We start from the raw sequence: 25,265 nt of genomic DNA, 5'->3' as shown, positions 1-25,265 counted from the left end.
ATTTGGATTAATAATTTGAAAAAGCGATGATTTTCAGTATATTATTCATCCAATTTTAAATTCAAAGGCTATGGTAAAAAGTTTCCAAGGAGTTCGAATGGTAGCATCCAAGCGAACTACTCCTACTCCCATTCTCGTACGAGATCACATGAGCACCAATCTTGTCACCTTCCATCCAGAGGACACTATTGATCAGGTTCTTGAGGTGTTGACAAGGCGTAAAATTTCAGGTGCCCCCGTGGTTGATGAATCGGGTGGTTTGGTAGGGATAATTTCCGAAGTCGATTGCTTGAAGGAAATTATCAAAGGAAAGTATACCAATACGCCAAAATTTCCAGCTAAGGTCAAAGAGCATATGACAAGTGAAGTGATTACACTTTCTCCTGACTTGTCCTTATTTGATGCAGCAGGAAAATTTTTAGAACTGAAAAAAAGACGATTCCCTGTTTTAAAGGATGGAAAATTAGTCGGTCAAATCAGTTTGAGTGATGTCATTCGAGCTTTCCCAAAATTGAAATCCACCACGTGGTAAATGAAATAGGGCTTTAAAAGCCCTATTTTTTTGATCTATCCAATGCTTTTTCGATATCTGATAGAATGTCTTCCTGATGTTCCAATCCCACTGAAACGCGAACTAGTCCATCAGTGATTCCCACTCGTAGTCTTTCTTCTTCACTCAGTTTGCTGTGAGTGGTTGAAGCCGGGTGCGTGATAATTGTTCGGCTATCTCCCAGATTGGCAGTGATGGATATCATTTCTAATTGATCAATGAATTTCTGAACGCGATCTAGTCCACCTTTTAATTGAAGCGTTAGGATTCCTCCCCCTTGACTCATTTGCTTGATAGCTAGATGATACTGGGGATGAGATTTAAGGAATGGGTATCGTACCTGTTCAATCTCTGGATGTGATTGGAAGTGTTCTGCAATTTTCAAAGCACTGCTACAATGTCGATCCATTCGAACAGCCAATGTTTCCATACTCTTGGATAGAATCCAGGAGTTAAAGGGTGAAATAGCCGGTCCGGTATGTCTGGTGAAAAACTGAACCTCTTTAATCAGTTCTTTTTTACCCAAAATCAATCCTCCCAAAACTCTTCCTTGTCCATCGATAAATTTCGTCGCTGAATGAGCAACTAAGTGTGCTCCCCATTTGGCTGGCTGCTGTAAGTATGGGGTGGCAAAACAATTATCAACCACCAAAATCAGATTATGAGCCTCAGCAAATTTCCCTGCCCATTCCAAATCAATAATTTCCAAACCTGGATTGGAAGGAGTTTCCAAAAAAAGCATTTTGGTGTTTGGTTGGACGAGTTTGTCCCAGTTCTCAATATCAGAAATATCCCCATAAGTGGAGGAAATCCCCCATTTTGGAAAGATTCGGGTTAGAAGTTGGTGAGTGGAACCAAATAGAGATCGGGATGCCAAAATATGATCCCCTTGTTGTAGGAGGGAGGCAATACTGGCAAACATTGCAGCCATCCCGGAAGCGGTAGCTATTCCATCTTCTGTCCCTTCTGCAACACAGATTTTTTCGATTAGCTCGCTTGTGTTAGGGTTGGCATAGCGGGAATAAATATTCCCTTGGATTTCATCTGCGAAAGTGGCTCTAGCCTCCTCTGCCGAATCAAAAGTAAAACTGGAAGTTAGGTAAATAGGACTAGAATGCTCTTTTTGATTGGATTTGGAAGAGTTAATCCGGATAGCTTTGGTTTCAAAATGCTGACTCATACTGATTGGTTTTGAATGAAAAACAGGTCTTAATTATAAAAATCCAACCCGAGTGCAAAAGAACCAAAAAGTAATAGTCTAGCTATTTTACAATTTATAGTTCCCTGAGAGGGTAGGATTTGGCACCTTTTCATTTCATCGAATGGTTGCCAGAGGGTCTTCGAGCCTAGTCTCTCACCTCTTCTTTATAAATCTTTACCTGAAGTGCTGCAAAGTACAGGGTTACTTAATCAAATCCAAATCTTGATCAATCGTTGAATTGTGTCATGGTTTGAGAGATACCAATCGAACAAAAGCCTAAAATCATGTCGATGGCTTTGTCCATCATGATTGGCAGTTCTTCAAACTCTTGATCACTAAACCTCCCCAGCACATACTCGACCTGTTTTCCCTTGGGAAAATCATTTCCGATTCCCATTCTTAATCTTGGGTAATTTTGACCACCGGTTAGGTCTTCGATATTTTTCAGGCCATTATGTCCAGCGGAACTTCCCTTTGCCCGCATTCTCAACTTAGAAAAGGGTAATGCCACCTCATCAACTACCACCAGTAGGTTTTCCTTTGGGATTTTCAGTTCCTTCATCCAATAGTTTACCGCCTTTCCACTGAGATTCATGTAGGTGGTTGGTTTGATCAGATGGATGCTGCGACCTTTATATTTGATTTCACTTTTAAAAGCCAAACGATCACTTTTCCATGCTGCATCGAACTTATCTGCTAGCCTATCTAAGGTCAGAAAGCCTATATTATGCCTTGTGAGCTCATAAGCCGGTCCAATATTTCCAAGTCCTACAATTAAGTATTTCATTTGATTTTCTTCTGTTTATAAAGCCTTTTGGCTTTTACAATCTCTAATGTCATTTCAATGTTTTATTACCTCGAAATGCTCAAAATTGATTTTTCAAAATAAAAAAATCCTGCCCTTTGGAGGCAGGATTTTAAATGAGTTCAAGAAAATTAAGCTTCTTCTGTTGCTTTCTTTCCTCTCAAAGCTCTTGGGATACCGATGGTTACAATTGATACGTTCGGACTTGTCAAAATTTCGAAATCTTCTACGTTCAATTCACCAACTTTGAAAGACTTACCAAGATCCAATTTAGAAATGTCTACCTCGATGAAGTCAGGAAAGTTTTTAGCAAGACCTTTTACTTTCAAAGATCTAGTCTTCATTTCCAACTTACCACCCTTGGCGATACCTGGAGAGTTTCCGACTACTTTTACTGGAATTTCGAATTTGATTGGTCGATCTTCAGTATAAGCCATAAAGTCAGCATGCATCAAAACCTCACTTACTGGATGGAATTGAGCATCTTTCAAAACTGCCTTTACAATAGTTCCTTCGATGTTAAGCTCTACTAAGTGAACATCAGGAGTGTAGATCAAGTCTCTGAACAAGATTGCAGGACTGTGGAAGTGAATTTGCTCTGGAATACCAGGGCCGTACACTACACAAGGTACGCTTCCTGATTCACGGATTTCCTTCAAACTAGCACTGTCGAGATTTGCTCTTTTAAACCCTATAATCTCAAGTGTTTTCATATGTATGTGTTTTTAAAATTGGTTCTAAATAAATAAAGAACTGATGGAGGTATTTCCAGTGACAGCATGGATGGCTTTCGAAAACAAATCCGCTACACTTAATACTCGGATTTTGGAAGATTTTTGCTTCAATGGAATGGTGTCCGTAATAACCAACTCCTTCAAAACTGAATTTTCAATGTTTTCGTAGGCTTTTCCAGATAAAACCCCATGAGTAGCAATTGCTCTGACGGATTTTGCTCCTTTGTCCATGATAATTTGTGCTGCCTTGCATAGCGTACCAGCGGTATCTACCAAGTCATCCACAAGCACCACATCTCTACCTTCTACGTCCCCGATTACCTGCATAGAGGCAATCTCATTGGCTCTTTTTCTGTGCTTATCACAGACTACCATATCTACTTCAAAATGCTTGGCGTAAGCCCTTGCTCGAGCTACTCCACCGACATCCGGAGATGCGAAAATCAAATCCGGCAGGTCTAGCATTTGCAAATAGGGCACAAAGATAGCAGATCCATTTAAATGATCCAATGGGATATCAAAAAATCCCTGAATCTGACCCGCATGCAAATCACAGGTCATAATTCGGTCAGCACCAGCGGATGTTAGCATATTGGCAATCAACTTAGCAGCGATTGAAACCCGAGGCCTGTCCTTTCGGTCCTGTCTCGCATATCCGAAATAGGGGATTACGGCACACACTTTATATGCACTGGCCCGCTTGGCTGCGTCAATCATCAAGCAAAGCTCCAGGATGTTGTCAGTAGGAGGGTTGGTACTCTGAATGATGAATACATTACACCCTCTTATTGATTCGTCAAAGCTGGTGGACATTTCTCCATCACTAAATCTGGATAATGTGACCTGCCCTAAATTTTTACCAAAGTTTTTGGAGATTTTTTTTGCGAGCTCAGTACTGTTGGATCCTGAAAATATTTTTACCTCGGACATAGAATTTTTTGGTTATGGCGGAATTTTTTTCTGGAAATCAAGACAAAAGTAAGAATTTTTGATGGCAAGGGAAGATGTTGGGATAGTAATCGAAAAAATGTTCTTTTTTGATCTTAAAGAGAAGTTCATTTCTGAAATTTTCCGATCCTGTAAAATATCTATGAAAGAGCCACAATATCATGAGTGCCTCTATTTTTTGCCTTATTTTTATACATCGACTATTACCGAAAACTTATGAGAAAAGATTTACGATCCCTACTCTGGATTTTCCTGTTGCTTGCAGGATTTCAAATTCAGGCTCAGCAAGTTCCTACACCCAAATCCCATTTTGGATTTGACATAGGAGATGATTACATGCTGGCTAATTTCACTCAGACAGAAGCTTATTTCAAAAAAGTGGCCGAAGCTTCTGATCGTGTTATGATGACGAGCATCGGGAAGACAGAATATGGCCGCGAACAGCCAATGCTGATCGTGACTGCTCCAAAAAATTTCGCCAACCTTGAGCGATATAAGGAAATTTCTCAAAAACTTGCCCGTGCCGAAATGTCTCGGGAAGAAGCTGAGGCTTTGATTGCAGAAGGTAAGCCAGTAATCTGGATTGACGGAGGTTTGCATGCAAATGAAGTGGTCGGACCACATCAATTGATTCAAACCTTGTATGAGTTGGCTTCCCGAAATGATGAAGAAACCCTGAAAATCTTGGATGAAGTAATCATTTTATTGGTTCATGCCAATCCAGATGGTATGGAGATCATGTCCGATTGGTACATGCGTAAAGAAGATCCAACAAAACGTGATCAGAATATTCCTATCCTGTATCAGAAATATGTGGGTCATGATAATAACCGGGATTTTTACATGAACAACATGTCAGAGGCTACCAATATGTCTCTGCAACAATATGTGGAATGGATCCCTCAAATCATTTATAATCATCATCAGTCAGGTCCAGCAGGATCTGTTTTGGCGGGACCTCCTTATCGAGATCCTTTCAATCACGTATTTGATCCATTGATTATCACAAGCTTGGATGCAGTGGGTGCTGCAATGATTAACCGCTTGCATCAGGAAGATAAGCCAGGTTATACCCGATTGGATGGTTCTGTATTCTCAACTTGGTGGAACGGTGGACTTAGAACTACTCCTTATTATCATAATCAGATTGGGATTTTGACAGAGATCATCGGGAATCCTACTCCTTCAGAAGTTCCGTTGGTTCCTGATCGTTTGATTCCAAATAACGGAACTCCTTATCCTGTAACTCCTCGAGATTGGCATTTCAAAACATCCATTGAGTATTCTGTTTCTTTGAATTATGCCATTCTCAATCATGCTGTGCGTCATGGAGACGAATTGCTTCGAAATATTTATATCATGGGTAGAAGATCCATCGAGAAGGGTCAAAAAGATACTTGGACTATGTATCCTAAGTATGCCCAAGCGGTAGAAGATGCCTTCGAACAAGCTCGTAAAGAAGGAAAAGCTCAGCGTCCAAGCGGATGGAGAGCGGGGCTTCCAAAGGAGTTTTATGATAAGGTTTATACAGACCAAGCCAGAAAAGATCCTTATGGATATATTTTATCTGCTGATCAGCCTGATTTTCCTACAGCGATCAAGTTTTTGAACGCTTTGATTAAGTCGGGTATTTTGGTGCATAAGGCAAGTGAGGATTTTACAGTGAATGGAAAAACCTATCCCGCTGGATCATACATTGTAAAAACTGCTCAAGCTTTTCGACCTCATGTGATCGATATGTTTGAGCCACAGGATCACCCGAATGACTTCTTGTATCCAGGAGGACCTCCAATTCGACCTTATGATGCAGCAGGATGGACTTTGGCTTATCAAATGGGATCTGAAATTGATCGGATTATGGAAGATTTTGATGGACCATTTGAAGCTGTTCCTTACGGAGAAATTCAAACTCCTCCTGCTAAAGCATTGGCAAATGGATCTGGCTATCTGATCGATGTTCGAGGTAATAATTCCTTCATGGCTGTCAATGACCTATTGAAGGCCAAAGTGAAAGTATACCGCACAACAGAAGCTGTAAATGGTGTTTCTCCTGGATCTTTCTATGTAGGTTCCGCTGGTAAATCAATTTTACAAAAAGCAGCTCAAGAATATGGGGTTTATGGCCAACCTGCATCTCGACCAAGAAATGTAACAGAAGTAAAACCTGCTCGGATCGGATTGTTCGATTACTATGGAGGTTCCATGCCTTCGGGATGGGTTCGCTGGATGATGGAGCAATTCCACTACGAATACAGCCTGGTCTTCCCTCAAGAAATCGATGCGGGTAATTTAAATGAAAAGTATGATGTGCTTTTATTCATAGGCCCGGGTATTCCTTCCGTGGGAAGCCGTGGGGGAGGTAGAGCTCAGCCGGATCCTTCTGAAATTGATGAAAAGTATCATCATATGCTGGGTAATTTTACTGCTGAGAAATCTGTTCCTGCCATTGAAGAGTTTTTGGAAAATGGTGGAAATGTGATCACTGTAGGATCTGCGACTGAACTTGCCTTCCATTTAGGTTTACCTGTAAAAGATGCTTTGGTAGAATTAGGTCCTGATGGTCAGGAACGTCCTTTGAGCAGTGAAAAATATTACATCCCTGGTTCAGTACTTGAGATGCACGTGGACAATTCCAAACCAATCAATTATGGAATGGGAGAGAAGTCTTACATCATGTTTAATCGATCTCCTGTATTCCATTTGAGCCCAGAAGCTGCCAATGAAGGAGTTCAAGCCTTGGCTTGGTTTGGTGAAGAAGAGCCACTTCGAAGTGGTTGGGCGTGGGGTCAGGCCTATTTGAAAAATGGAGTAACTGCCTTTGAAGCACCTGTAGGAAAAGGAAAACTATTCGCTTTTGGTCCGGAAATCACATTCCGATCTCAATCTCATGGTACCTTTAAAATGTTATTCAATGGCTTGTATAAGTAATAACTTACTCTGAATTAATTTCTTCCAAATCCGCACCTTTTGAAGGTGCGGATTTTTTTATTTCAGGTGATTCTTTTCTTTCCGAAAACTGTTATTTGAATGTTCCGTCTTAATAGTAGGCGATTTGACTTTGCCAATTATGGATACCTACCAACACTATATTCAAGCTGAACTCACCTCTTGGCTATATCAAATGAAAAAACCTCCTTCAATTGGGAGTAGGCTTGCTCATGGGGTTCAAAAGAAAATCAATCAGATTATTCCTGAAAAAGTGCATAAGATTGTAACAGCTGCTATAGAGAATATGGTAAAAGCTGTTATTACAGGTTCGTCTTGGATTGTTCCAAAAGCTTCAGCTAAGCTCACCATGAAAGAGCGGGAAATGAAGGTTAGGAGTCGAATAAAATGGTATAGAAATTCAGCTTCGGCAGAAGGTGCTATTACTGGTGCAGGAGGTATTTTGATGGGCTTTGCTGACTTCCCGGCATTTTTGGCTATCAAAATGAAAATGCTATTTGATATCGCAGCCTTGTATGGGTATGATACCAAGAATTATCAAGAACGGTTGTTCTTGCTTTATGTGTTTCAATTGAGTTTTTCCTCTCAGAAGCGGAGGAATGAGTTAATTGAACAGATAGAAAACTGGGATTTATATAAGGATCAGCTTCCAAAAACTTTTGATGAATTTGACTGGAAGACTTTTCAGCTGGATTATCGGGATTATATGGACTTGGCAAAATTGGCTCAGTTGATCCCTATTGTGGGCGCTCCTGTAGGTGCTTTGGCGAATTACAAGCTCACGGAACAGCTTGGAAAAAATGCAATGAATGCCTTTAGGCTTAGACTATGGACATAAAAAAAACCTCCCGATTTAGGAGGTTTTTGTTGGTCTACTAGGGCTCGAACCTAGACTCTTCTGAACCAAAATCAGACGTGTTGCCAGTTACACCATAGACCAGTTTGAAAAGAATCCCTTGTGGTTTTCTTTAAAGTGTCACAAAGGTAGAATTATGAGTTTTTTTTTCCAAGTACCTCCCAAAAGAATTTTAAAAATTTCCGCTGAATATGGTTTTAAGTGTTTTTGAAATAATTTTTTGAAAAAAAAATTGACCTAAAAATCCCTTTAAATTTTGTCCGCAATCGATTGAAAAATTGCAATACTGTTAACTATCAGTAGGTTATATTGATAAATTGAAAATTATTACCTTGTTTTGTTTCGAATTTTAAGAAAACACAAACATTTAGCTATGAGCGTAGAAAAAATGGAAAAGACCGTCATCGATGCGGTCAACAAATTGGAAAAGCTGAAAGTCGGAGACTCTTTAGCTGCTGAATTGTCTTGGTGCTGGTTTAGCTACAAGAATGATCAGAATCCAGTGGGTTTGATCGAGAAGAGCGAGAAGGCCTTGGAATTGTTTAAAGCTGCACGCGAAAAAAACAGCAGAGCTGTTTCCAAGAAATTGGTTGAAGATCTTGAAAAGATCTTGGTATTGAACTAAAAAAAAAGGGCTGAATTTTCAGCCCTTTTCTATTTTTTGATTTTTGGTTGTGCTTATTCAGCTACAACGACAAATTTTACGTCAGTCTTAACTTCTCTGTGAAGGTCAACTTCTGCAGAAAATTCTCCAGCTCCTTCAACAGGAGTGTTGATAGAAATTTTCTTACGATCGATATCAAAACCTTGAGCAGCTAGTGCATCAGAGATTTGAAGGGTAGTAACCTTACCAAAGATTTTACCGGTTTCACCGATTTTAGCTTTGATTTCCAATGTTACATCAGCAAGTTTAGCAGCAATTGCTTCAGCGTCAGCTTTCAATTTTTCAGCTTTGTGAGCTGCTTGCTTAATGTTTTCAGCCAAAATCTTCTTATTAGAAGCAGTAGCCAAAACAGCGTAACCTTGTGGGATAAGGTAGTTGCGACCATAACCTGGCTTCACATCTACCAAATCATTTTTATAGCCAAGACCTTTAATGTCTGTTTTTAGTATAATTTCCATTTCTGAATAGCTTTTTGGATGATAGGATAGAGCGAATTACTTCAAACCGTCAGTTACGAATGGTAGCAAAGCCAAATGTCTTGCTTTCTTCACAGCCTGAGCAACTTTACGCTGATACTTTGCAGAGTTTCCAGTCAATCTTCTCGGAAGGATTTTTCCCTGCTCGTTTACGAATTTCAAAAGGAAGTTAGGATCTTTGTAATCGATGTATTTGATCCCGTGCTTCTTGAATCGGCAATACTTCTTTTTTACTTCGCCTCTGTTGATTGGTTCGTTGAATAGTGTCATTGGGCAGCTTCCTCCTTAGCTTCGGTTTTTTTGTTGAACTCTCCTTTTCTTCTTCTTTCCGCGTAAGCGATAGCGTGCTTGTCCAATACTGTGGTCAAGAATCTCATCACTTTTTCATCTCTACGGAATTCTACCTCCAACTTTTTGATAACAGTTGGATCCGCTTTGAACTCAACCAATACATAGAAACCGGTGGTCTTCTTTTGGATGGTGTAAGCCATCTTCTTAAGCCCCCAATTTTCCACATTGATGATTTCTGCCCCCTCTTCTTTTAACAAGTTCACGAACTTGTCGACAGTATCCTTCATCTGAACATCAGACAAAACGGGAGTTAAAATGAATACCGTCTCGTAGTTTCTTTGGAACATTTTCAAATGTGTTTATGGATTTAAATTAAACAGACCGCAAAAGTAGGCGAATCTATCCTTTTTTCCAAATAGAATTCGGGATGTATTTAGGGTCAAGACATAAAAAAACCTCTCTGATTTAGAGAGGTTTCTGTATTGATTGAGCTGTTTTTTATTTTACAGAGAAAGTAGAGGATCCGATTTGATAATTATCTACAAAAATCCGAATCGTGTGATCTCCAGAAGTATAGTCAGAGCCTTTTTCATAATAGAAGGTGAGTGGCTCACCAGAATTGTTGAAAAGCACATCTTGTTTTACAGTATAAAACTGTTCTACTCCATCTACGGTGAAGGTTCCTGAGCCTTTTGCTACGTCGAAGATTGGCTGCTCATTAGGAGCTAAGATTTGAACGTACACATTTCTTGGTCCTGGAGGTGCAACTTTGTTTTCTGCGAAATTGAAACTGATTTTGATTCGCTCGATCTGCCGATTTCGGAAATCATTGGTGGTTTCCACTCGTTCTCTTCCTCGCCGATTAATTGCAGCTACTGTAATGTTCTCGGCCTTGAGCATGGAAGCTACATTGACTTTAGCCTGCAAATCCTCTTTTTGAAGATTCAGCTTCGCAACCTCTTCCTCGATTTCAGCCTGCGTGGTTTTGAGATCTTGATTTTCTGCATACAGCTGCTGATTCATTGCGCGCAACTCCAAAATCTCCTGATCTTTTTCCTGAAGCATGGAATTGTAGGATTGAATTCGTTTGTTCAATTCCGCGATTTCATTAGCTGTACGCTGACGATTAGAGTTACGTTCTGCGATTAATTGATCGCGAACTTGCTCCAAAGCTGCAATGTCTCCACCCAATTTTTCGATTTCTTGAATGCGGAGATTCAATTGATAAGTGACTGAATCCAGTCGCTGATTCAATTGGTTGTTTTCAGTTGAGAGTAGTAGGATTTCTTCAGTTTTCTTGGTGCGGTCCACATAATCTGTGTACAGTTTGATCCCACTGATGATGACCAAAAGAACCAATACAATAATGATGATATTCTTTCCCTGGTCTTTTTTAGGTTCAGAATCTTTTTGAAAATTAGTGCTCATAATTTAAGTAGGGCTTTATGACGTATTTTGATGAAAGCTATTGGACTCAGCGCTATTGTCAAGGGACAACGGGCTGGGACATTGGCTATCCTTCATCCCCGCTAGTACAATATTTAGACCAAATTGAAGACAAGAAAATCAGGATTCTGATTCCCGGAGCAGGAAATGGTCATGAAGTGGCTTATGCATTCAAAAAAGGCTTTTCAGACGTTCATTTGCTCGATATTTCCGAAATTCCATTAACAAATTTTAGCAAGGCTTATCCTGATTTTCCTAAAAAAAATATCCACCATCAGGACTTTTTTGAGCATCAGGGATCCTATGATTTGATTTTGGAACAAACCTTTTTTTGTGCGCTTCACCCCAGTCAGCGGGAAGACTATTGTCAAAAAATGAAACAACTTTTAAAGCCGAAAGGAACCCTAGCAGGTGTGCTTTTTTCCAAAGATTTTGAAAGACAGGGGCCGCCTTTTGGAGGAAATGTGGAGGAGTATCAAAAATTATTCTCCCAATATTTTGTGATAAAGAAGCTTGAGCCTTGTTACAATTCCATTCCTCCTAGAAGTGGGTCGGAACTTTTCATTGAATTTGAAAATCAGTAATCCAAGATCCGGTGAGTTTTTTCTCCCGGGAAATCAAAAAATAGAACCCCACATTCGTAGAAGTCAAGGCTCAATCGAACCTCCGGTTTTGCTATGATAGTTTTCCAAGCCTGATACATTTCTCGGGACCAATAGATATCAGCAATTACCAGGATACTTTTGGAATGCAGATGTGGGAGGAGCATTTCAAAATAATCCATCGTGGCATTATAAGTATGGGTAGCGTCTACTAATGCAAAATCGACAATAGGATTTTTTTCCAGGAATGGTGGAAGTGTATCTTGGATTTTTCCTAGGATAAATTCCGTATTCTCCTTTTTAAATCCCGTTTTGGCAACTTCTCGAATACTGGAAGAGCCTTCAAAGGTTGCTAATTTTCCTAGGGCCACTTGACTCAGGTAGCGGGTGGTAATTCCCATGCAGGTGCCTAATTCTATTAAAAGCTGAGCTGGAGTTTTCGAAGCAAAAAATTGATAGAGCTGAGCGAATTTTCTTCCGGAGGTTGAAAATCGGGTGATATCTGAAATTTTCCGGTCTCTTTGGGGGACTTTTTTTGAGCCTGCTCCAAAGTCCTCTACAGGGATCAATTTATGATTATGAAGTAGCTCCTTTCGAAAGTTTTCAATTTCCAAATCATCCTCTTCGTGATATTTTAGAAAGTTTTTTAAATCTTGATAAAGATCTGATAGAAAAGGTCCTTGAAGGGAATACTGATCCTCTTTTAATAGCCAATAATACAGATATCCTAATGCAGGAAATAGAAAATTAGGCAAGGGGATTAATTATGAAAAATATTGGAGATCATTTGAAATTCGGGAACTACCACCTCAAATTCCTTTTCATTATAAACTTTTTGCATGGTGTACCAGCCTTTCATTTTTCCTAATCCGGATCGAAGGTTACATCCCGAAACGTAACTATGGCTTTGACCTGGTTCTAGGGTAGGTTGCTGTCCAACTACGCCATCTCCTTCTACGACTTTTCGTGTTTCAGCTGCATCGGAAATTTCCCATCTTCGCCGTAACAATTGAACAGTGATATCGCTTCTATTATGAATTGTTACCTTGTAGGTAAAAACATAATGATGCTGAAGAGGGCTCGAAAACTCGGCTTGATAAGTGACTTCCACACTGACTTCAATGCCTTCCGTGATAGCTGTTACCATTGAGAGAATAATTTAAAAGTCAACAAATATACGACGAACTATTTGAATATCAATTAATTTACCTATGGATGTAAGAATTGAGGAATCCTGGAGAGTTGTTTTGAGTGAAGTTTTTCAAAAGCCATATTTCAAAGATTTAGTCACATTTGTCAAATCAGAATATGCATCTCAAACAGTTTATCCTCCCGGAAAACTGATTTTTAATGCCTTTGATCAATGTCCGCTTGATCAAGTGAAGGTGGTTATCTTGGGCCAAGATCCCTATCATGGTCCCGGTCAGGCACATGGGCTTTCATTTTCCGTTCGTCCAGGTGTCCCTTTTCCACCGAGTTTATTGAATATTTTCAAAGAAATCAAATCAGATTTAGGTATCGATATGCCTCCCAACGGGGATTTGACCCGATGGGCGAAACAAGGCGTTTTTCTTCTCAATGCAACCCTAACTGTACGTGCTGCTCAGGCAGGCTCCCATCAAAAACACGGTTGGGAGGAATTCACTGATTCTGTTATTCATACAATCAGTGAAAAGCGGTCTAATGTGGTTTTTTTACTTTGGGGAGCTTATGCCGGGAAAAAGGCCGAACTGATAGATGAGAAAAAGCATTTGATTTTGAAAGCACCTCACCCAAGTCCCTTGTCTGCTCACAGAGGTTTTCTTGGTTGCAAGCATTTTTCGAAGGCGAATGCTTATCTCGAAAGGAATGGGATAGATCCAATTAAATGGTAAGAGTTAAAAAAAGCCCATTTGGGCTTTTTTTTAACTGATTCCTTTGAAAATTCTATTCCATCGAATCTTGCCAAAGAAGGATTCGAATTCATCCAGCGAAAGCCATAAGAACCAAGCTTTTCCCACTACATGATCTTCTGGGACAAAACCCCAATAGCGAGAATCTAAAGAATCGTGTCTATTGTCTCCCATCATAAAGTAGTAATCCTGCTTGAAGGTATAGCGGTCTACTTTTTGACCATCGATAAATAGCTGACCGTCGCGAATGTCAACTTGATCATGTCCTTCATAATTTTTAATCGTGGATCCATAGCGAAGGACATTGTCTTCGTTCATTTCTATGGTTGCACCTTTGCCAGGAATTGTGAGTGGTCCATATTGATCTCGATTCCAACCCAAAGTCAATCCATCTGGGAAAATTCCATTTTCACCTCGAGGACCCATGATTCGTTTTCGGACCTCGGTGACTACAGGAGATTCTTTTAGCCGATCGATTACCAAATCAGTGGCATAAACTATGTATCCCGAACCATCCGGGAATGCCATGAAGCTTGCTGGGTTAATACCATAATCAGCAAAAAAATCAGCGTTTAGCATTCGGTTAGTCAAAACATCATAGGAATATTGCATTTCCTCTGGCTTCATGGCTACCTCACCATTCACAAAAAGATCCCCATTTTTGATTTCAATCACGTCTCCCGGAACTCCAACTGCCCGCTTGATATAATTGGTTTTTAAGTCATTTGGAAATTGAAATTCTACCGGATAATTGAAAACTACCACATCATTTCTTTTGACGTCGGTAAATCCTGGCAATCGATAATATGGAAGTTGGATTGCATCAGAATAGGAGGGAATCTCCGTTCCCCAAATCTTTTGGTGGGTCAATGGAACCTGAAGTGGAGTCTTAGGGATTCGGGTTCCATAATGCATTTTGCTCACAAAAAGGAAATCCCCCACCAAAAGCGATTTCTCCATGGATGCTGTTGGGATGGTGAAAGGTTCTAATAAAAGCCAACGAATCAAACTCGCTGCTACTACTGCAAAAACTAAGGCGTCAAGCCATTCTCTAGCGGCTGACTTTTTCTTTTTAGGGCTTGTACTCATTTTTTTATTTTTCAGAATGAAAGAAAGTCATTCATCGTTAAAACTCCTTTTTTTCCAGGCAGCCACTCAGCCACCAAAACTGCGCCAAGAGCAAATCCTTGCCTACTGTGAGCAGTATGAGAGATTTCAATATCGTCTATTTCAGATTGGTATCGAATAATATGGGTGCCGGGAGCAGGGTCGATGCGCTTGGAAGTAATTGGGATACTTTGTCCATTTTCGGACGATTGTTCGGACAAGTGCCACGCAGTAAATCCCCGCTGGTTTTTGATTATTCCCTCTGCTAAAGTAATGGCCGTGCCTGAAGGTGCATCCTTTTTAGCTGTATGATGAATTTCCTCTATACTGACATTATATCCAGGTACTTCATTCATCAACTTGGCCAAGTATTCATTGACTTTGAAAAACACATTGACACCTATACTGAAATTGGATGCATAAAAGAAGCCTGTTCCCTTTTCTTCAGCGAGTTGATCCATTTGAGGTTTTTGATCCAGCCATCCAGTGGTTCCTGATACCACAGGAATACCATGATTTAAACACCATGAAATATTCGAAACTGCTGCTTCAGGTTGGCTGAATTCAATAGCAACATCAATGGTCTTTGGATCAATAGATTCCAAAAGTTCTCTGTTATTCTCGTCGATTTTTAGAAGGATTTGATGACCTCGGGATTCAGCGATTTCGCCAATGATTTTCCCCATTTTGCCATATCCCAATAAAATGATATTCATTTATTTAAAATTCAGTTTGAAAGTTATACCCATCTGTTGGTTTTGGGCTGTAAAATTGTCGATTGATGGCTCAATAGACAAACTCAATTCATCTGAAATGTCAAATCCCGACAAATGAGCGTCAACATTTGCGTCGATTATATTCAAAGCATAGATCACTCCCAGCAATAAAATGGTGAGATCCCTGTTTCTCCTCCAATAATCAACATTTCTCACTAAGGCATCCCGGTTGAGAGTAGGGAATCCATTAGGTTCACCTTCATCAAAAGCAAATAGGGCTTCTCGGAAGACCTGATAGCGCCGATTGTTGAAATTGATGAAATAAATATCCGCCATAAAACCTGAGTAGATAATCGGTACTTTCCAAGCTTTTCCATTATAAACTTGGCCTGCTCCTGGAAGCATTGCTGATAGCAGAGAGGCTTTTCGTGGGTTTTTTGGTAAGGAAGAATAATCCGGTTTTTCTTTCTTTTGTTTACGCACCTCTACCTGAGTAGTGTCCTGCTGTGCCAAGGAATTAATTGGATTTAGGCACAAAAAAAAAGAAAACCCCACTAGTACCAATAGGGTCTTGAAGACTTGTGAGTTATGCTTTGATAACCGGTCCAAAATCAAATGATTTCGAGAATTTCCAAGATTCGATTGAGATCTGAGGCTGAATGAAAAGGAATTTTTATTTCACCTCTGTTCTTATTGTCCGACTTGAGCGAAACCTTTGTTCCAAAATGCGAAGCAAGGCGCTGCTGAAGTTTATTCAACTCATATTTTTTTACCGGGTCTAATTCTGGCTTTTCCTTTTTCGCTCCTTTTCCTTCATTCAATGCCTTAACCAAGGCTTCTACTTTCCGAACACTCAGTTCCTCTTCCACTGCTTTTTTGAATATCGCCAGTTGCTTATCAATGTCTTCCACATTAATCAAAGCGCGGGCATGGCCCATGGAAATCTGCTGATCACGAATAGCAGCCTGAATGGACGGAGGAAGCTTAAGCAATCGTAGGTAATTGTTTACCGTAGTTCGGTTTTTCCCAACCCGATCACCTAATTCTTCTTGCTTGAGGTCACATTCGGCGAGCAAACGCTGATAAGAATGTGCGATTTCCAGCGCATTGAGATTTTCACGCTGAATATTTTCAATAAGAGCCATTTCCAGCATTTGCTGGTCATTGGCAGTTCGAACGTAGGCCGGGATTTTATCTAATCCTGCCAATTTTGAAGCTTGGAATCTTCGTTCCCCGGAAATAAGCTGATACTCATTTTGATCCAGTTTTCGGACCGTGATTGGTTGAATAATGCCTTGAACCTTTATAGATTCGGCAAGCTCTTCCAAAGCTTCTTTGTCAAAATGAGTTCTTGGCTGAAAGGGATTAACCTGAATAGAATCAATAGGAATTTCAAAAATCCCTGTTTTTTGAACTTCAGGAAGAATTTCCTCTGAATTGGATTTGGCAGGACTGTCCTGAAGCAAAGCTCCAAGTCCTCTTCCCAAAGCACTTTTCTTTCTATTTGGTTTATTATTAGCCATGAGTTTCTGTTACTTTTTGAAGTCCGTTTTTCTCGGCAATCTCATTAGCCAAATTCAAATAGGCAATTGCTCCCTTTCCTTCGGCATCAAAAGCAATAGCTGGTAAGCCAAAACTTGGAGCTTCTCCCAATCGGACATTTCTAGGGATAATGGTTTCAAAAACCATGTTTTTGAAGTGCATTCTAACTTCTTCTACTACCTGATTGGAAAGTCTTAGACGTACATCATACATGGTCAATAGAATACCTTCGATTTCCAAATTCGTATTCAAACGGGTTTGAATGATTTTGATAGTGTTCAAAAGTTTACCCAAGCCTTCCAAAGCGAAGTACTCGCACTGAACCGGGATAATTACTGAATCAGCAGCAGTCAATGCATTTATGGTGATCAATCCCAAGGATGGGGAACAGTCAATAATGATGAAGTCGTATTGATCGCGAACTCCCGAGATTACTTCCTTCATTTTTTCTTCCCGGTTTTCCATATTGATCATTTCGACTTCTGCACCGACCAAGTCAATATGCGAAGGGACTAAATCTAAAAATTCGATATCGGTTTTGATAATGATATCTTCTACTGGAATACCATCCACCATACATTCGTAAATACTGGTATTGATGGATTTTGGATCCTGGCCCAATCCTGAAGTGGTGTTGGCCTGTGGGTCTGCATCAATCACCAAGGTTTTGTATTCCAATACTGCCAAACTAGCAGCAAGGTTCATCGCGGTGGTTGTTTTTCCAACCCCACCTTTTTGATTGGCGATTGCAATGATTTTTCCCATGGTTATGATCGAAATTTAAACTCAATATTAATCAAAATCCGCACGCTATCGAGCGATTTCTTCCCTTTTTTTATAAGCTCTTTTAAGCAAAATTAAGCCCGCTTTTTGAGGTTTTATCGGTTTTTTTATTCCTAAAACCCTTATAAATCAAGGATTTAAGTTAGGGCTTTTTACAGAATCACTCAACTGTTAAAGTTTGTTGTTTCTGAAGTAAAATCCGATAAATGGTCAGGCTGTGTCAAGGAAGATTTTTTATGTCACAAAAAAAGGGCCTAAAGCCCTTTCTTTTATTTTTTTCGATTTGCGTCTGCAGCTTTCATCGCATCTTCCAGTCTTTGCTGGAATTTAGATTTTTTCTTATTCGCATTCTTGACTTTATTCTCCTCTACTTTTTGCCTGATCTTTTGATCATCCACAGAAAGCTTGATTAGGGCCTGCTGGCCAAAAGTAACGACGTTGGAAACGAAATAATAGAAACTCAAACCTGCAGGATACGAATTCAAAATAAACATGAACATCACCGGCATAATGTATCCTAGGTTTTTCATAGGACCGGTTGCCGTGGTCAATTGATTATTGAAATGAGTATAAATGATTTGAGATACGGTCATCAAAAGCGTGAACAAACTTACATGGGAACCATAGAACGGAATGGTAAATGGTAATTTGATGAATTCGTCGTAAGTCGAAAGGTCTTTTGCCCAAAGGAAAGATTCTTGTCGAAGTTCAATGGCATTTGGGAAAAAGAAGAACATTGCAAACAAGAATGGCATTTGAAGAAGCAAAGGAAGACATCCTGAGATTGGGCTTACTCCCAACTGGGAGAAAAGCTTCATTTGCTCTTGCTGCATTTTCGTAGGATCGTCTCCGTATTTCTCCTTCAATTCATCAATTTCAGGCTTAATCACCCGCATTTTTGCCATCCCTATATAGGACTTGTAGGTAAGCGGAGATAGCGCCAACTTGATAATCAAAACAATGAGGATGATGATTACCCCGTAGTTACTGAAGTACTTTTCTAAGAAGGAGAAAAGGTTAACAATAATGTATTTGTTTACCCAGCTGACAAAGAAGTATCCCATGTCAACGTTCTTCTCAAATCCATCGGTAACACTTTTTAGAACCTTGTACTTGTCAGGACCAAAGTAGAATTGGTAATCTGCTTTCCCTGAATTCATTGGGATTTCTAATTGTGCTTCCATATTCCGCACAAAAAGGCTATCCGTAGGGGTGCTTTGAGCTAGAGTTACATTGTTGAATGCTTCGTCTGCAATGATTCCAGCTGTGAAAAATCGCTGACTAAAACCAATCCATTTGACAGGTTCTTCCGGAACGCTTGTTTCAGGTGACTCTCCAACTCCCAAATTGTCATAAGAACCCCCCGTTGTGTAGAAGTTTACCTGGGTTTTTCTTCTGGACTCTGCCAAGTCACGTTCGTGAGCACGAGCCTGATCTTTCCAATTTAGAGAAAGGGAATTTTGAGTAAATACTCCCTGATAGCGATCGATTTCAAAGCTCTTTTTAACCTGATAAGAGTCCGATTCTAACATAAACTGTTGAATCAAGGCTCCGCTTTCTGTCCCAGCTTTAAGAGTCAATACCGTTATTTCTTTTCCGTCTTCTTTTGTTTCAGAAGTTACTTCTGGCGTGAAATAAAAATCCTCTAATAAAACCGGTCCTCGGGTTGTATTTAAGGCATGAACCATGGATGAAGAAACTTCATCCAACAATGCCAAATCTTGTCCTTCCCAGTCTTTGTACTCCTTTAGAATTACATTCTTGATGCTTGCTCCTTTTGTGGAAATTTCCACGCGAATTAGCTCATTTTCTAAAGTAACAAGCTCTTCCTCGCCTAAGGTTAATGGAGCCAAAACTCCATATTTTTCAATTTTTGCTTGAGAAAGGGTATCAGAAGTTGACTCTACAATCGGAGTCTGTTCTACAGTTGGCTCTTCAGCCGAAGTGACAAGTTCACTGGTTGTAGCTTCTTCTTCAGGCTGCACTTCTGGGCCACTCGCGAAAAAGATGGAGTAAATAAGAATGACCGCTGCAAATAAAATCAGCCCTGTTGCTTGATTTCTATCCATAATAATTGGTTCCCGAAAAGCCGGGTTTCGTTTACTTTACTTTTTTGTTTTCAATCGCCGCTTGAATAAACTTCACAAATAGCGGTTGAGGATTGAGCGCTGTACTCTTGTATTCAGGATGAAATTGAACGCCAACAAACCAAGGATGGTTTTTGATTTCGACAATTTCCACTAATCCAGTTTCTGGGTTTTTACCGGTGGCAATCATTCCAGCCGCTTCTACTTGTTCCAAATATCTGTTGTTGAACTCGTAGCGATGACGGTGTCTTTCCTGAATTTTTTTAGTCCCGTAAGCCAAATAAGCCTTACTTCCTTTTTTGAGATCGCAAGTATACGCACCTAATCGCATTGTTCCTCCCATTTGCTCAATTTGCTTTTGCTCTTCCATCAAATCAATGATAGGATGGGAGGTATATTGATCCATTTCGGTGCTGTTGGCATTTTCGAGTTCCAATACATTTCTTGCAAACTCAATCACAGCTACCTGCATGCCTAAACAGATCCCGAAGAATGGAATTTTCTTTTCGCGTGCATAGCGAACTGTTTCAATTTTTCCCTCAAAACCCCGCTCACCAAAACCAGGAGCAACCAAAATCCCATCCAAATCCCGAAGCTTGGATTCATAATTGTCGGAATTGATTTCTTCTGAAGATATCAGCTTGAGGTTAACTTGGCATTCTACTGAAGCCCCCGCATGGGTAAATGCCTCAATGATGGATTTATAGGAATCCGGAAGGGAGACATATTTTCCGATCAAGCCAATGTTGATTTCTTGAGTAGGGTTTTTCAATTTACCCAAGAAGTCTTTCCAATCTTCCAAATCAGTGTTTTGCTTAGAAGAAAGCCTCAACTTTGAAAGTACTCGTTCATCCAGCTTTTCCTTTTTCATCAAAAGCGGAACATCATAAATCGTATCCGCATCCATTGCCTCAATTACGCTGTTAAGCTGAACGTTACAGAAAAGCGCAAGCTTTTTCTTCACCTCCGGTGGAAGATGATACTCCGTACGGCAAACCAAAATATCAGGTTGAATACCTGCTTCTAGCAATTGCTTTACGGAATGCTGAGTAGGTTTTGTTTTGAGTTCTTTAGCTGCCTTGAGGTAAGGGATCAAAGTCAAGTGAATTACCAGGAAGTTGTTAGGACCTAAATCCCAACGTGCCTGACGAACTGCCTCAATGAATGGAAGGGATTCAATATCACCAACGCAACCTCCAATTTCAGTAATGACTACATCGTACTTCCCTTCTTGCCCAAGCTTGTAGAAATTGGATTTGATCTCATCTGTAATATGAGGGATTACTTGGACGGTTTTGCCAAGATATTCTCCTTTTCGCTCTTTGGTGATTACATTGTTGTAAATCCGCCCGGTGGTAACGTTGTTACTTTGGGAGGTGGTAATGTTCAAAAAGCGCTCATAATGACCTAAATCCAGGTCTGTCTCGGCACCGTCATCAGTTACATAACACTCGCCATGCTCGTAAGGATTTAGTGTACCGGGATCGATATTTAGATAAGGATCAAATTTTTGGATCGTGACAGAAAAGCCTCTGGCTTGAAGCAATTTGCCTAAGGATGCCGCGATTATTCCTTTTCCGAGAGAGGAAGTAACTCCCCCTGTGATGAAGATGTATTTGGTGGATGAGGCCATAAGAATGAGCTGAGAAGTAGATTTGGTCTTGGATTCTTATGGGGTTCAAAATTAAGGAAATTATCCGATTAAGTTGAGATGGTTGCTTTTTTCTCCTAGAAATTTTCTACGAAGTGAAATTTGAAAATTTTATTCGGATAAGACTTATTATAATTTTTGCTTAAGAAAAAATGACATTTTTCTTCTTTCAAATTATATCAAAAGAATTAAAAACTTAACATTACTACAGTTCAAAAAACGTGTGATTAGATCGATTTGTTAAGTGCTCTAATTGATGCTGATTGAAATGTTGCCACTCTAAATAAAATAGAAATTCAAGAATTTATTTTTTTCAAACCTAATTTCATTCAAGGTTCGATTATAATAAAGGTTGTTTTTTGCTATAAAAAACAGATTGCTGTTTTAAAATTATTATATCAATCGGTTAATTTTTCTATTGTTATGTATTTTATTCTATCATAAATAATATATTGCAACTTGTTTAAACTATAAACATTATTGATATGAGAGAATTAATAAAAGAGGCAATTGCTGATTTGAAGAAAAATGATGGTTTTGTCTATGTAACTTCTGAAGGGAAAAGAATTGATCTTCATGAAGCAGCCGCTAGAGGAATTGCAGTTACTCCTGTCAATCCTAAAGATGATGTTATTAAAAAATTAGAGAGTGCAGGTTTGTTTTTAACAGATGGACGATTTGTAAATGACTTGAATGAATTGATCGGATTAGTAACTGGTCAGTCAACAGGAAAGTCATCTAAAAGAAGAACTTTTTCTGATCATGAGAAAAGCAAAATTTTAGAAGAATGGAAAAAAGTTGAAGCAGCAGGAAAGAAAACAAAAGCAGCCTTTGCTAGAGAAGTTGGTATAGGTTACCAAACATTTATCAATTGGTTGAGAGGTTGATTTTAAATTATCAAAATTATAAAGGCGGTTTTTTTACTGCCTTTTTTTATTTCTTCTATAGAAACGGATATTTGTTTATATAAATGAATTTTTTGCATGATATCCTTTTAAATTTCTGTCAATGTCAATTCAGCCAGTCTAAATTCAAAAGGGATTCTTTTGAATTGGTTACCTCTGCAGTCAAGGGATAAATTGGCACTTCTGGCTTTTGCTCTCGGATATCTGATTATTTTTGTGCAAAAATCGGGAGAAATTGGATCAACGAGCAATTGTAACAGCACTTCAGCGTCAGGGACAAGTTCAAATTCGAGAAGGAAATGGAAAAGTTCTCACCCTTCTCAAGTTGAGTTCTTGGAACCCTGATATGGGAAAAGATTGGATTTTCTTACTTTTTGACCTTTTTCAAATCCGATCTGTAGCCGGTCAATTTTCTGAAGTATCACTGGATATTGTTGAGTTTGCTTCCAAACCCACTATTTATCACACAGGTAAAGGCGTTACAATTCCTGTTGGTTTGGGAGTTGATGGAGAAATCAGGTTTTCTTTGATTCGAGATAAAGAATGGAACAAATTGCTTTTTCAGGCATCTGATTTAGTGCTTTGCAAAATCAATGAAAAAGTTCCATTTGAATTTCAAACCGATTTGCTTTTTCCTCTTTTTAGCCCAAATCTCAAAGAAATGTATCTCAGTCCCGAGGGGGATGTCAAAATCATCAAAGGATGAACTTTAAGGATAAGCTGAATCAAAATCCCATTTTCGAGAAAGTTGCTAAGGCAGGCCAAAAGCTAGGTTTGGAAACCTACGTGGTAGGTGGCTATGTACGGGATTTGTTGATGGGGAGAGAAAGCAAGGATATTGATTTTACTTGTGTGGGAAGTGGGATTGAGCTCGCAGAAGAGGTTGCTAATTCCTTCGAATTCCATGTTCCCCTTTCGGTCTTCAAGAACTTCGGAACAGCTATGTTGAAGTTGGAGGACTATGAGCTGGAATTTGTAGGGGCGAGAAAAGAGTCTTATCGATCTCATAGCAGAAAGCCGATTGTGGAAGATGGCACCTTGATGGAAGATTTGGAGCGAAGGGATTTTACCATTAATGCCATGGCTATTTCCCTTAATGCGGATAATTACGGGGAGCTTTTGGATCCATTTGATGGACAAAAAGATCTAAAGCGTAAGATCATCAAGACTCCTCTTGATGCAAATGTGACTTTTTCAGATGATCCATTGCGGATGATGCGGGCGGTCCGCTTTGCTGCACAGTTGAATTTTGATATAGACCCAGATACTTTCTTTGCGATTCAAAGCAATGCTTATCGGCTTAAAATTGTTTCGGCAGAACGTATCATAACCGAATTGAATAAAATTGTCCTAACTGAAAAGCCTTCCTATGGCTTTAATCTGCTATTCGCAGGGAAATTACTGCATGAATTTTTCCCGGAAATGGTGGAATTACAAGGTGTGGATACTGTCGACGATAAATCGCACAAGGATAATTTTTACCATACGCTACAAGTCTTGGACAATGTAGCCAAGGTTAGCGATGATCTATGGCTTCGTTGGGCAGCTATACTCCATGATATTGCTAAGCCCGCCACCAAACGATTCAATCAAAAAGCTGGATGGACCTTTCATGGGCATGAAGATAAAGGTGCTCGGATGGTTCCCGGTATTTTCAAAAGATTGAAATTGCCTATGGATGAACGGATGAAGTTTGTTCAGAAATTGGTCAGGCTTCACCTAAGACCTATTGCTTTGGTAAAAGATGAGGTGACTGATTCAGCTTTGCGAAGATTGCTTTTTGACGCAGGCGATGCGATCGATGATTTGATGAAGCTTTGCCGTGCGGATATTACTTCTAAGAACAATAAGAAAGTAAAACGCTTTTTGGAAAACTTCGATAAGGTGGAGCGAAAGCTTCAGGAAGTGGAGGAAAAAGATCAAGTTCGGAATTTCCAACCTCCTATTAGTGGTGAAGAAATAATGGAAACTTTCGGGTTGAAACCTTCGAAAGCGGTAGGGGATATAAAAGAAGAAATTAAAGAAGCTATATTGGAGGGCAAAATTAAAAATAACCCCGAAGAGGCTCGGAAATTGATGATTGAAATAGCTGAGCGAATGGGGCTTTCACCTCAAAATACGTAATTAAATAACCTAAACTAAACCATGAAGCGATTAGTGCTGATTTTCGTGCTTGGGCTTTTTGCCAGCGCATCTTTCTCCCAAACGACAGATTCTACTGCTCGTTTGGATCCAAAAACCAAATTATCCTTGAACATTCAGGATCAGGCAGCCTATCAATTGGCTATGCGATACAATGATCCTCAAATGGCTAAAAGTGCCTTGTATCGATTGATTGTCCGGAATCCGGAAAACATGAGATTTCAAGAACTCTTAGGGACGCTATATTTTGAATTGGGGCAGTCCACTTCTGCTGCCTTGGTTTCTTTGGATATTTTGGAAGTCAATGATAGAAGTATCGGCGCTTTGGAAATTGCCGCCTATTCATTGGAACAACTAGGAGCTCTAGATCGAGCACTTCCTAACTATGAAAGACTGTATCTATTAACGGGGGATAATTTTAGCTTATACAAATCCGGTTTCCTTCAATATTCCTTGAAGCGATATGAGGAGGCATTAAACTCTGTCAATATGCTGGTAAAAAACGCAAAGCCTGAAGAGAAAATTGGTTTTCCTCAATCAGAAACTGAAACTCAAGAGATTGGTATGAAGGCCGCAGCTTTAAATCTTAAAGGAATGATCTACTTGGATCAAGGTTCAAATACAGAAGCAAGAACAGCTTTTGAAGAGGCAATTGCGCTTGAACCGGATTTTCAACTTGCAAAAGAAAACCTTCAAAAGACTCAGAATTAAAAATCATCAATAAAGAGTTGATCGAAAGCCGTCCAGTTGGATGGCTTTTTTTATATAAAAAGAACGTATGCTAGAGTGGTAGTTATAAGGGCTAATAGCAGACTGAAAAATAAAATTCTAAGATAATTTACTGGGATTTTTACTGGTTCTTCGCCTAGATTTTTTCTAAAATGGTAGTACTTGGGGCGTATAATTCCCTGCACAATTGCT

The 25,265-nt window shown here is 39.6% G+C and carries 27 protein-coding genes, 1 tRNA gene and 1 riboswitch; of the genes, 10 read left to right on the top strand and 18 right to left on the bottom strand.

What is annotated here, in order from left to right:
* Window positions 1-70: 70 nt before the first annotated feature.
* A complete protein-coding gene (locus NY014_RS07720) occupies window positions 71-532 on the top strand; it encodes a CBS domain-containing protein (protein WP_135074167.1) in 462 nt (153 codons plus the stop codon).
* Window positions 533-554: 22 nt separating this feature from the next.
* Here the strand turns inward: NY014_RS07720 and NY014_RS07715 are convergent, their stop codons facing one another.
* The 4 genes from NY014_RS07715 to NY014_RS07700 form a co-directional block, all read right to left on the bottom strand.
* Window positions 555-1,730, bottom strand: a complete 1,176-nt coding sequence (locus tag NY014_RS07715) for a trans-sulfuration enzyme family protein (RefSeq protein WP_259413980.1) — start codon at window positions 1,728-1,730, stop codon at window positions 555-557.
* Between the two features lie 91 nt (window positions 1,731-1,821).
* A riboswitch (SAM riboswitch) is annotated at window positions 1,822-1,924 on the bottom strand.
* 53 nt (window positions 1,925-1,977) lie between these two features.
* A complete protein-coding gene (gene pth / locus NY014_RS07710) occupies window positions 1,978-2,538 on the bottom strand; it encodes an aminoacyl-tRNA hydrolase (RefSeq protein WP_259413979.1) in 561 nt (186 codons plus the stop codon).
* Between the two features lie 149 nt (window positions 2,539-2,687).
* The gene (locus NY014_RS07705; protein ID WP_259413978.1) at window positions 2,688-3,269 is read right to left on the bottom strand and encodes a 50S ribosomal protein L25/general stress protein Ctc; all 582 of its coding nucleotides are present in this window, start codon (window positions 3,267-3,269) and stop codon (window positions 2,688-2,690) included.
* 24 nt (window positions 3,270-3,293) lie between these two features.
* Complete coding sequence (locus NY014_RS07700) at window positions 3,294-4,220, bottom strand: ribose-phosphate pyrophosphokinase (protein ID WP_259413977.1); 927 nt, start codon at window positions 4,218-4,220, stop codon at window positions 3,294-3,296.
* Between the two features lie 234 nt (window positions 4,221-4,454).
* On the opposite strand from NY014_RS07700, the gene NY014_RS07695 reads away from it, so the two are divergent.
* Entirely contained in the window at window positions 4,455-7,166 is a 2,712-nt protein-coding gene (locus NY014_RS07695; protein ID WP_259413976.1) for a M14 family metallopeptidase, read from the top strand.
* Window positions 7,167-7,305: 139 nt separating this feature from the next.
* Entirely contained in the window at window positions 7,306-8,022 is a 717-nt protein-coding gene (locus NY014_RS07690) for an EcsC family protein (protein WP_259413975.1), read from the top strand.
* Window positions 8,023-8,051: 29 nt separating this feature from the next.
* Here the strand turns inward: NY014_RS07690 and NY014_RS07685 are convergent.
* A tRNA-Gln gene (locus tag NY014_RS07685) sits at window positions 8,052-8,124 on the bottom strand.
* Between the two features lie 289 nt (window positions 8,125-8,413).
* On the opposite strand from NY014_RS07685, the gene NY014_RS07680 reads away from it, so the two are divergent.
* Window positions 8,414-8,665 (top strand): hypothetical protein, encoded by a 252-nt coding sequence (locus NY014_RS07680; RefSeq protein WP_259413974.1) that lies wholly within the window; start codon window positions 8,414-8,416, stop codon window positions 8,663-8,665.
* A 53-nt stretch (window positions 8,666-8,718) separates the two neighbouring features.
* Here NY014_RS07680 and rplI read toward each other — a convergent pair whose 3' ends face one another.
* The 4 genes from rplI to NY014_RS07660 all read right to left on the bottom strand — a co-directional run bounded on the left by rplI (window position 8,719) and on the right by NY014_RS07660 (window position 10,899).
* Window positions 8,719-9,162, bottom strand: a complete 444-nt coding sequence (rplI, locus tag NY014_RS07675; RefSeq protein ID WP_259413973.1) for a 50S ribosomal protein L9 — start codon at window positions 9,160-9,162, stop codon at window positions 8,719-8,721.
* 36 nt (window positions 9,163-9,198) lie between these two features.
* The gene (gene rpsR / locus NY014_RS07670; protein WP_024281712.1) at window positions 9,199-9,450 is read right to left on the bottom strand and encodes a 30S ribosomal protein S18; all 252 of its coding nucleotides are present in this window, start codon (window positions 9,448-9,450) and stop codon (window positions 9,199-9,201) included.
* A complete protein-coding gene (gene rpsF, locus NY014_RS07665) occupies window positions 9,447-9,818 on the bottom strand; it encodes a 30S ribosomal protein S6 (protein ID WP_135074150.1) in 372 nt (123 codons plus the stop codon). The genes rpsR and rpsF overlap by 4 nt, the downstream gene beginning before the upstream one ends.
* A gap of 151 nt (window positions 9,819-9,969) precedes the next feature.
* A complete protein-coding gene (locus NY014_RS07660; RefSeq protein WP_259413972.1) occupies window positions 9,970-10,899 on the bottom strand; it encodes a DUF8428 domain-containing protein in 930 nt (309 codons plus the stop codon).
* Window positions 10,900-10,916: 17 nt separating this feature from the next.
* Between NY014_RS07660 and NY014_RS07655 the strand changes: the two genes are divergently transcribed.
* A complete protein-coding gene (locus tag NY014_RS07655; RefSeq protein WP_259413971.1) occupies window positions 10,917-11,501 on the top strand; it encodes a TPMT family class I SAM-dependent methyltransferase in 585 nt (194 codons plus the stop codon).
* Here NY014_RS07655 and NY014_RS07650 read toward each other — a convergent pair.
* Together NY014_RS07650 and apaG are read right to left on the bottom strand one after the other, a co-directional pair.
* Window positions 11,495-12,274 (bottom strand): class I SAM-dependent methyltransferase, encoded by a 780-nt coding sequence (locus NY014_RS07650; protein ID WP_259413970.1) that lies wholly within the window; start codon window positions 12,272-12,274, stop codon window positions 11,495-11,497. The two genes, NY014_RS07655 and NY014_RS07650, sit on opposite strands and share 7 nt — an antisense overlap.
* A 5-nt stretch (window positions 12,275-12,279) precedes the next feature.
* Window positions 12,280-12,666, bottom strand: a complete 387-nt coding sequence (gene apaG / locus NY014_RS07645) for a Co2+/Mg2+ efflux facilitator ApaG/CorD (RefSeq protein WP_259413969.1) — start codon at window positions 12,664-12,666, stop codon at window positions 12,280-12,282.
* A 64-nt stretch (window positions 12,667-12,730) separates the two neighbouring features.
* Between apaG and ung the strand changes: the two genes are divergently transcribed.
* Window positions 12,731-13,393 carry a uracil-DNA glycosylase gene (gene ung, locus NY014_RS07640; RefSeq protein ID WP_259413968.1) on the top strand — a complete coding sequence of 221 codons (663 nt, stop codon included), beginning with the start codon at window positions 12,731-12,733 and terminating at the stop codon, window positions 13,391-13,393.
* A gap of 30 nt (window positions 13,394-13,423) precedes the next feature.
* Here the strand turns inward: ung and lepB are convergent, their stop codons facing one another.
* The 7 genes from lepB to pyrG form a co-directional block, all read right to left on the bottom strand.
* Window positions 13,424-14,500 (bottom strand): signal peptidase I, encoded by a 1,077-nt coding sequence (gene lepB, locus NY014_RS07635; RefSeq protein ID WP_259413967.1) that lies wholly within the window; start codon window positions 14,498-14,500, stop codon window positions 13,424-13,426.
* 11 nt (window positions 14,501-14,511) lie between these two features.
* Window positions 14,512-15,234: a 4-hydroxy-tetrahydrodipicolinate reductase gene (gene dapB / locus NY014_RS07630; RefSeq protein WP_259413966.1), complete on the bottom strand. Its 723-nt coding sequence runs from the start codon at window positions 15,232-15,234 to the stop codon at window positions 14,512-14,514.
* Window positions 15,235-15,747: a DUF5683 domain-containing protein gene (locus NY014_RS07625; RefSeq protein ID WP_259413965.1), complete on the bottom strand. Its 513-nt coding sequence runs from the start codon at window positions 15,745-15,747 to the stop codon at window positions 15,235-15,237.
* A 98-nt stretch (window positions 15,748-15,845) separates the two neighbouring features.
* Window positions 15,846-16,757, bottom strand: a complete 912-nt coding sequence (locus NY014_RS07620) for a ParB/RepB/Spo0J family partition protein (protein WP_259413964.1) — start codon at window positions 16,755-16,757, stop codon at window positions 15,846-15,848.
* Window positions 16,750-17,541 carry a ParA family protein gene (locus NY014_RS07615; protein WP_259413963.1) on the bottom strand — a complete coding sequence of 264 codons (792 nt, stop codon included), beginning with the start codon at window positions 17,539-17,541 and terminating at the stop codon, window positions 16,750-16,752. The genes NY014_RS07620 and NY014_RS07615 overlap by 8 nt, the downstream gene beginning before the upstream one ends.
* A gap of 287 nt (window positions 17,542-17,828) precedes the next feature.
* Window positions 17,829-19,628 carry a membrane protein insertase YidC gene (yidC, locus tag NY014_RS07610; RefSeq protein ID WP_259413962.1) on the bottom strand — a complete coding sequence of 600 codons (1,800 nt, stop codon included), beginning with the start codon at window positions 19,626-19,628 and terminating at the stop codon, window positions 17,829-17,831.
* Window positions 19,629-19,659: 31 nt separating this feature from the next.
* Window positions 19,660-21,279 carry a CTP synthase gene (gene pyrG, locus NY014_RS07605; protein WP_259413961.1) on the bottom strand — a complete coding sequence of 540 codons (1,620 nt, stop codon included), beginning with the start codon at window positions 21,277-21,279 and terminating at the stop codon, window positions 19,660-19,662.
* A 503-nt stretch (window positions 21,280-21,782) separates the two neighbouring features.
* Between pyrG and NY014_RS07600 the strand changes: the two genes are divergently transcribed.
* From NY014_RS07600 to NY014_RS07585, 4 genes are all read left to right on the top strand, one after another.
* Window positions 21,783-22,184 (top strand): hypothetical protein, encoded by a 402-nt coding sequence (locus NY014_RS07600; protein ID WP_259413960.1) that lies wholly within the window; start codon window positions 21,783-21,785, stop codon window positions 22,182-22,184.
* Window positions 22,185-22,437: 253 nt separating this feature from the next.
* Window positions 22,438-22,908, top strand: coding sequence for a hypothetical protein (locus NY014_RS07595; RefSeq protein WP_259413959.1), 471 nt, complete (start codon window positions 22,438-22,440; stop codon window positions 22,906-22,908).
* Window positions 22,905-24,326: a CCA tRNA nucleotidyltransferase gene (locus NY014_RS07590; protein WP_259413958.1), complete on the top strand. Its 1,422-nt coding sequence runs from the start codon at window positions 22,905-22,907 to the stop codon at window positions 24,324-24,326. The genes NY014_RS07595 and NY014_RS07590 overlap by 4 nt, the downstream gene beginning before the upstream one ends.
* Window positions 24,327-24,347: 21 nt before the next feature.
* Window positions 24,348-25,055, top strand: coding sequence for a tetratricopeptide repeat protein (locus tag NY014_RS07585; protein ID WP_259413957.1), 708 nt, complete (start codon window positions 24,348-24,350; stop codon window positions 25,053-25,055).
* The last annotated feature ends 210 nt before the right edge of the window (window positions 25,056-25,265 follow it).

This window comes from Algoriphagus limi (assembly GCF_024919275.1).
Taxonomy (GTDB): Bacteria; Bacteroidota; Bacteroidia; order Cytophagales; family Cyclobacteriaceae; genus Algoriphagus; species Algoriphagus limi.
Note: the sequence above shows the minus strand (reverse complement) of the source record. Positions and strands in the feature narration are given on the sequence as shown.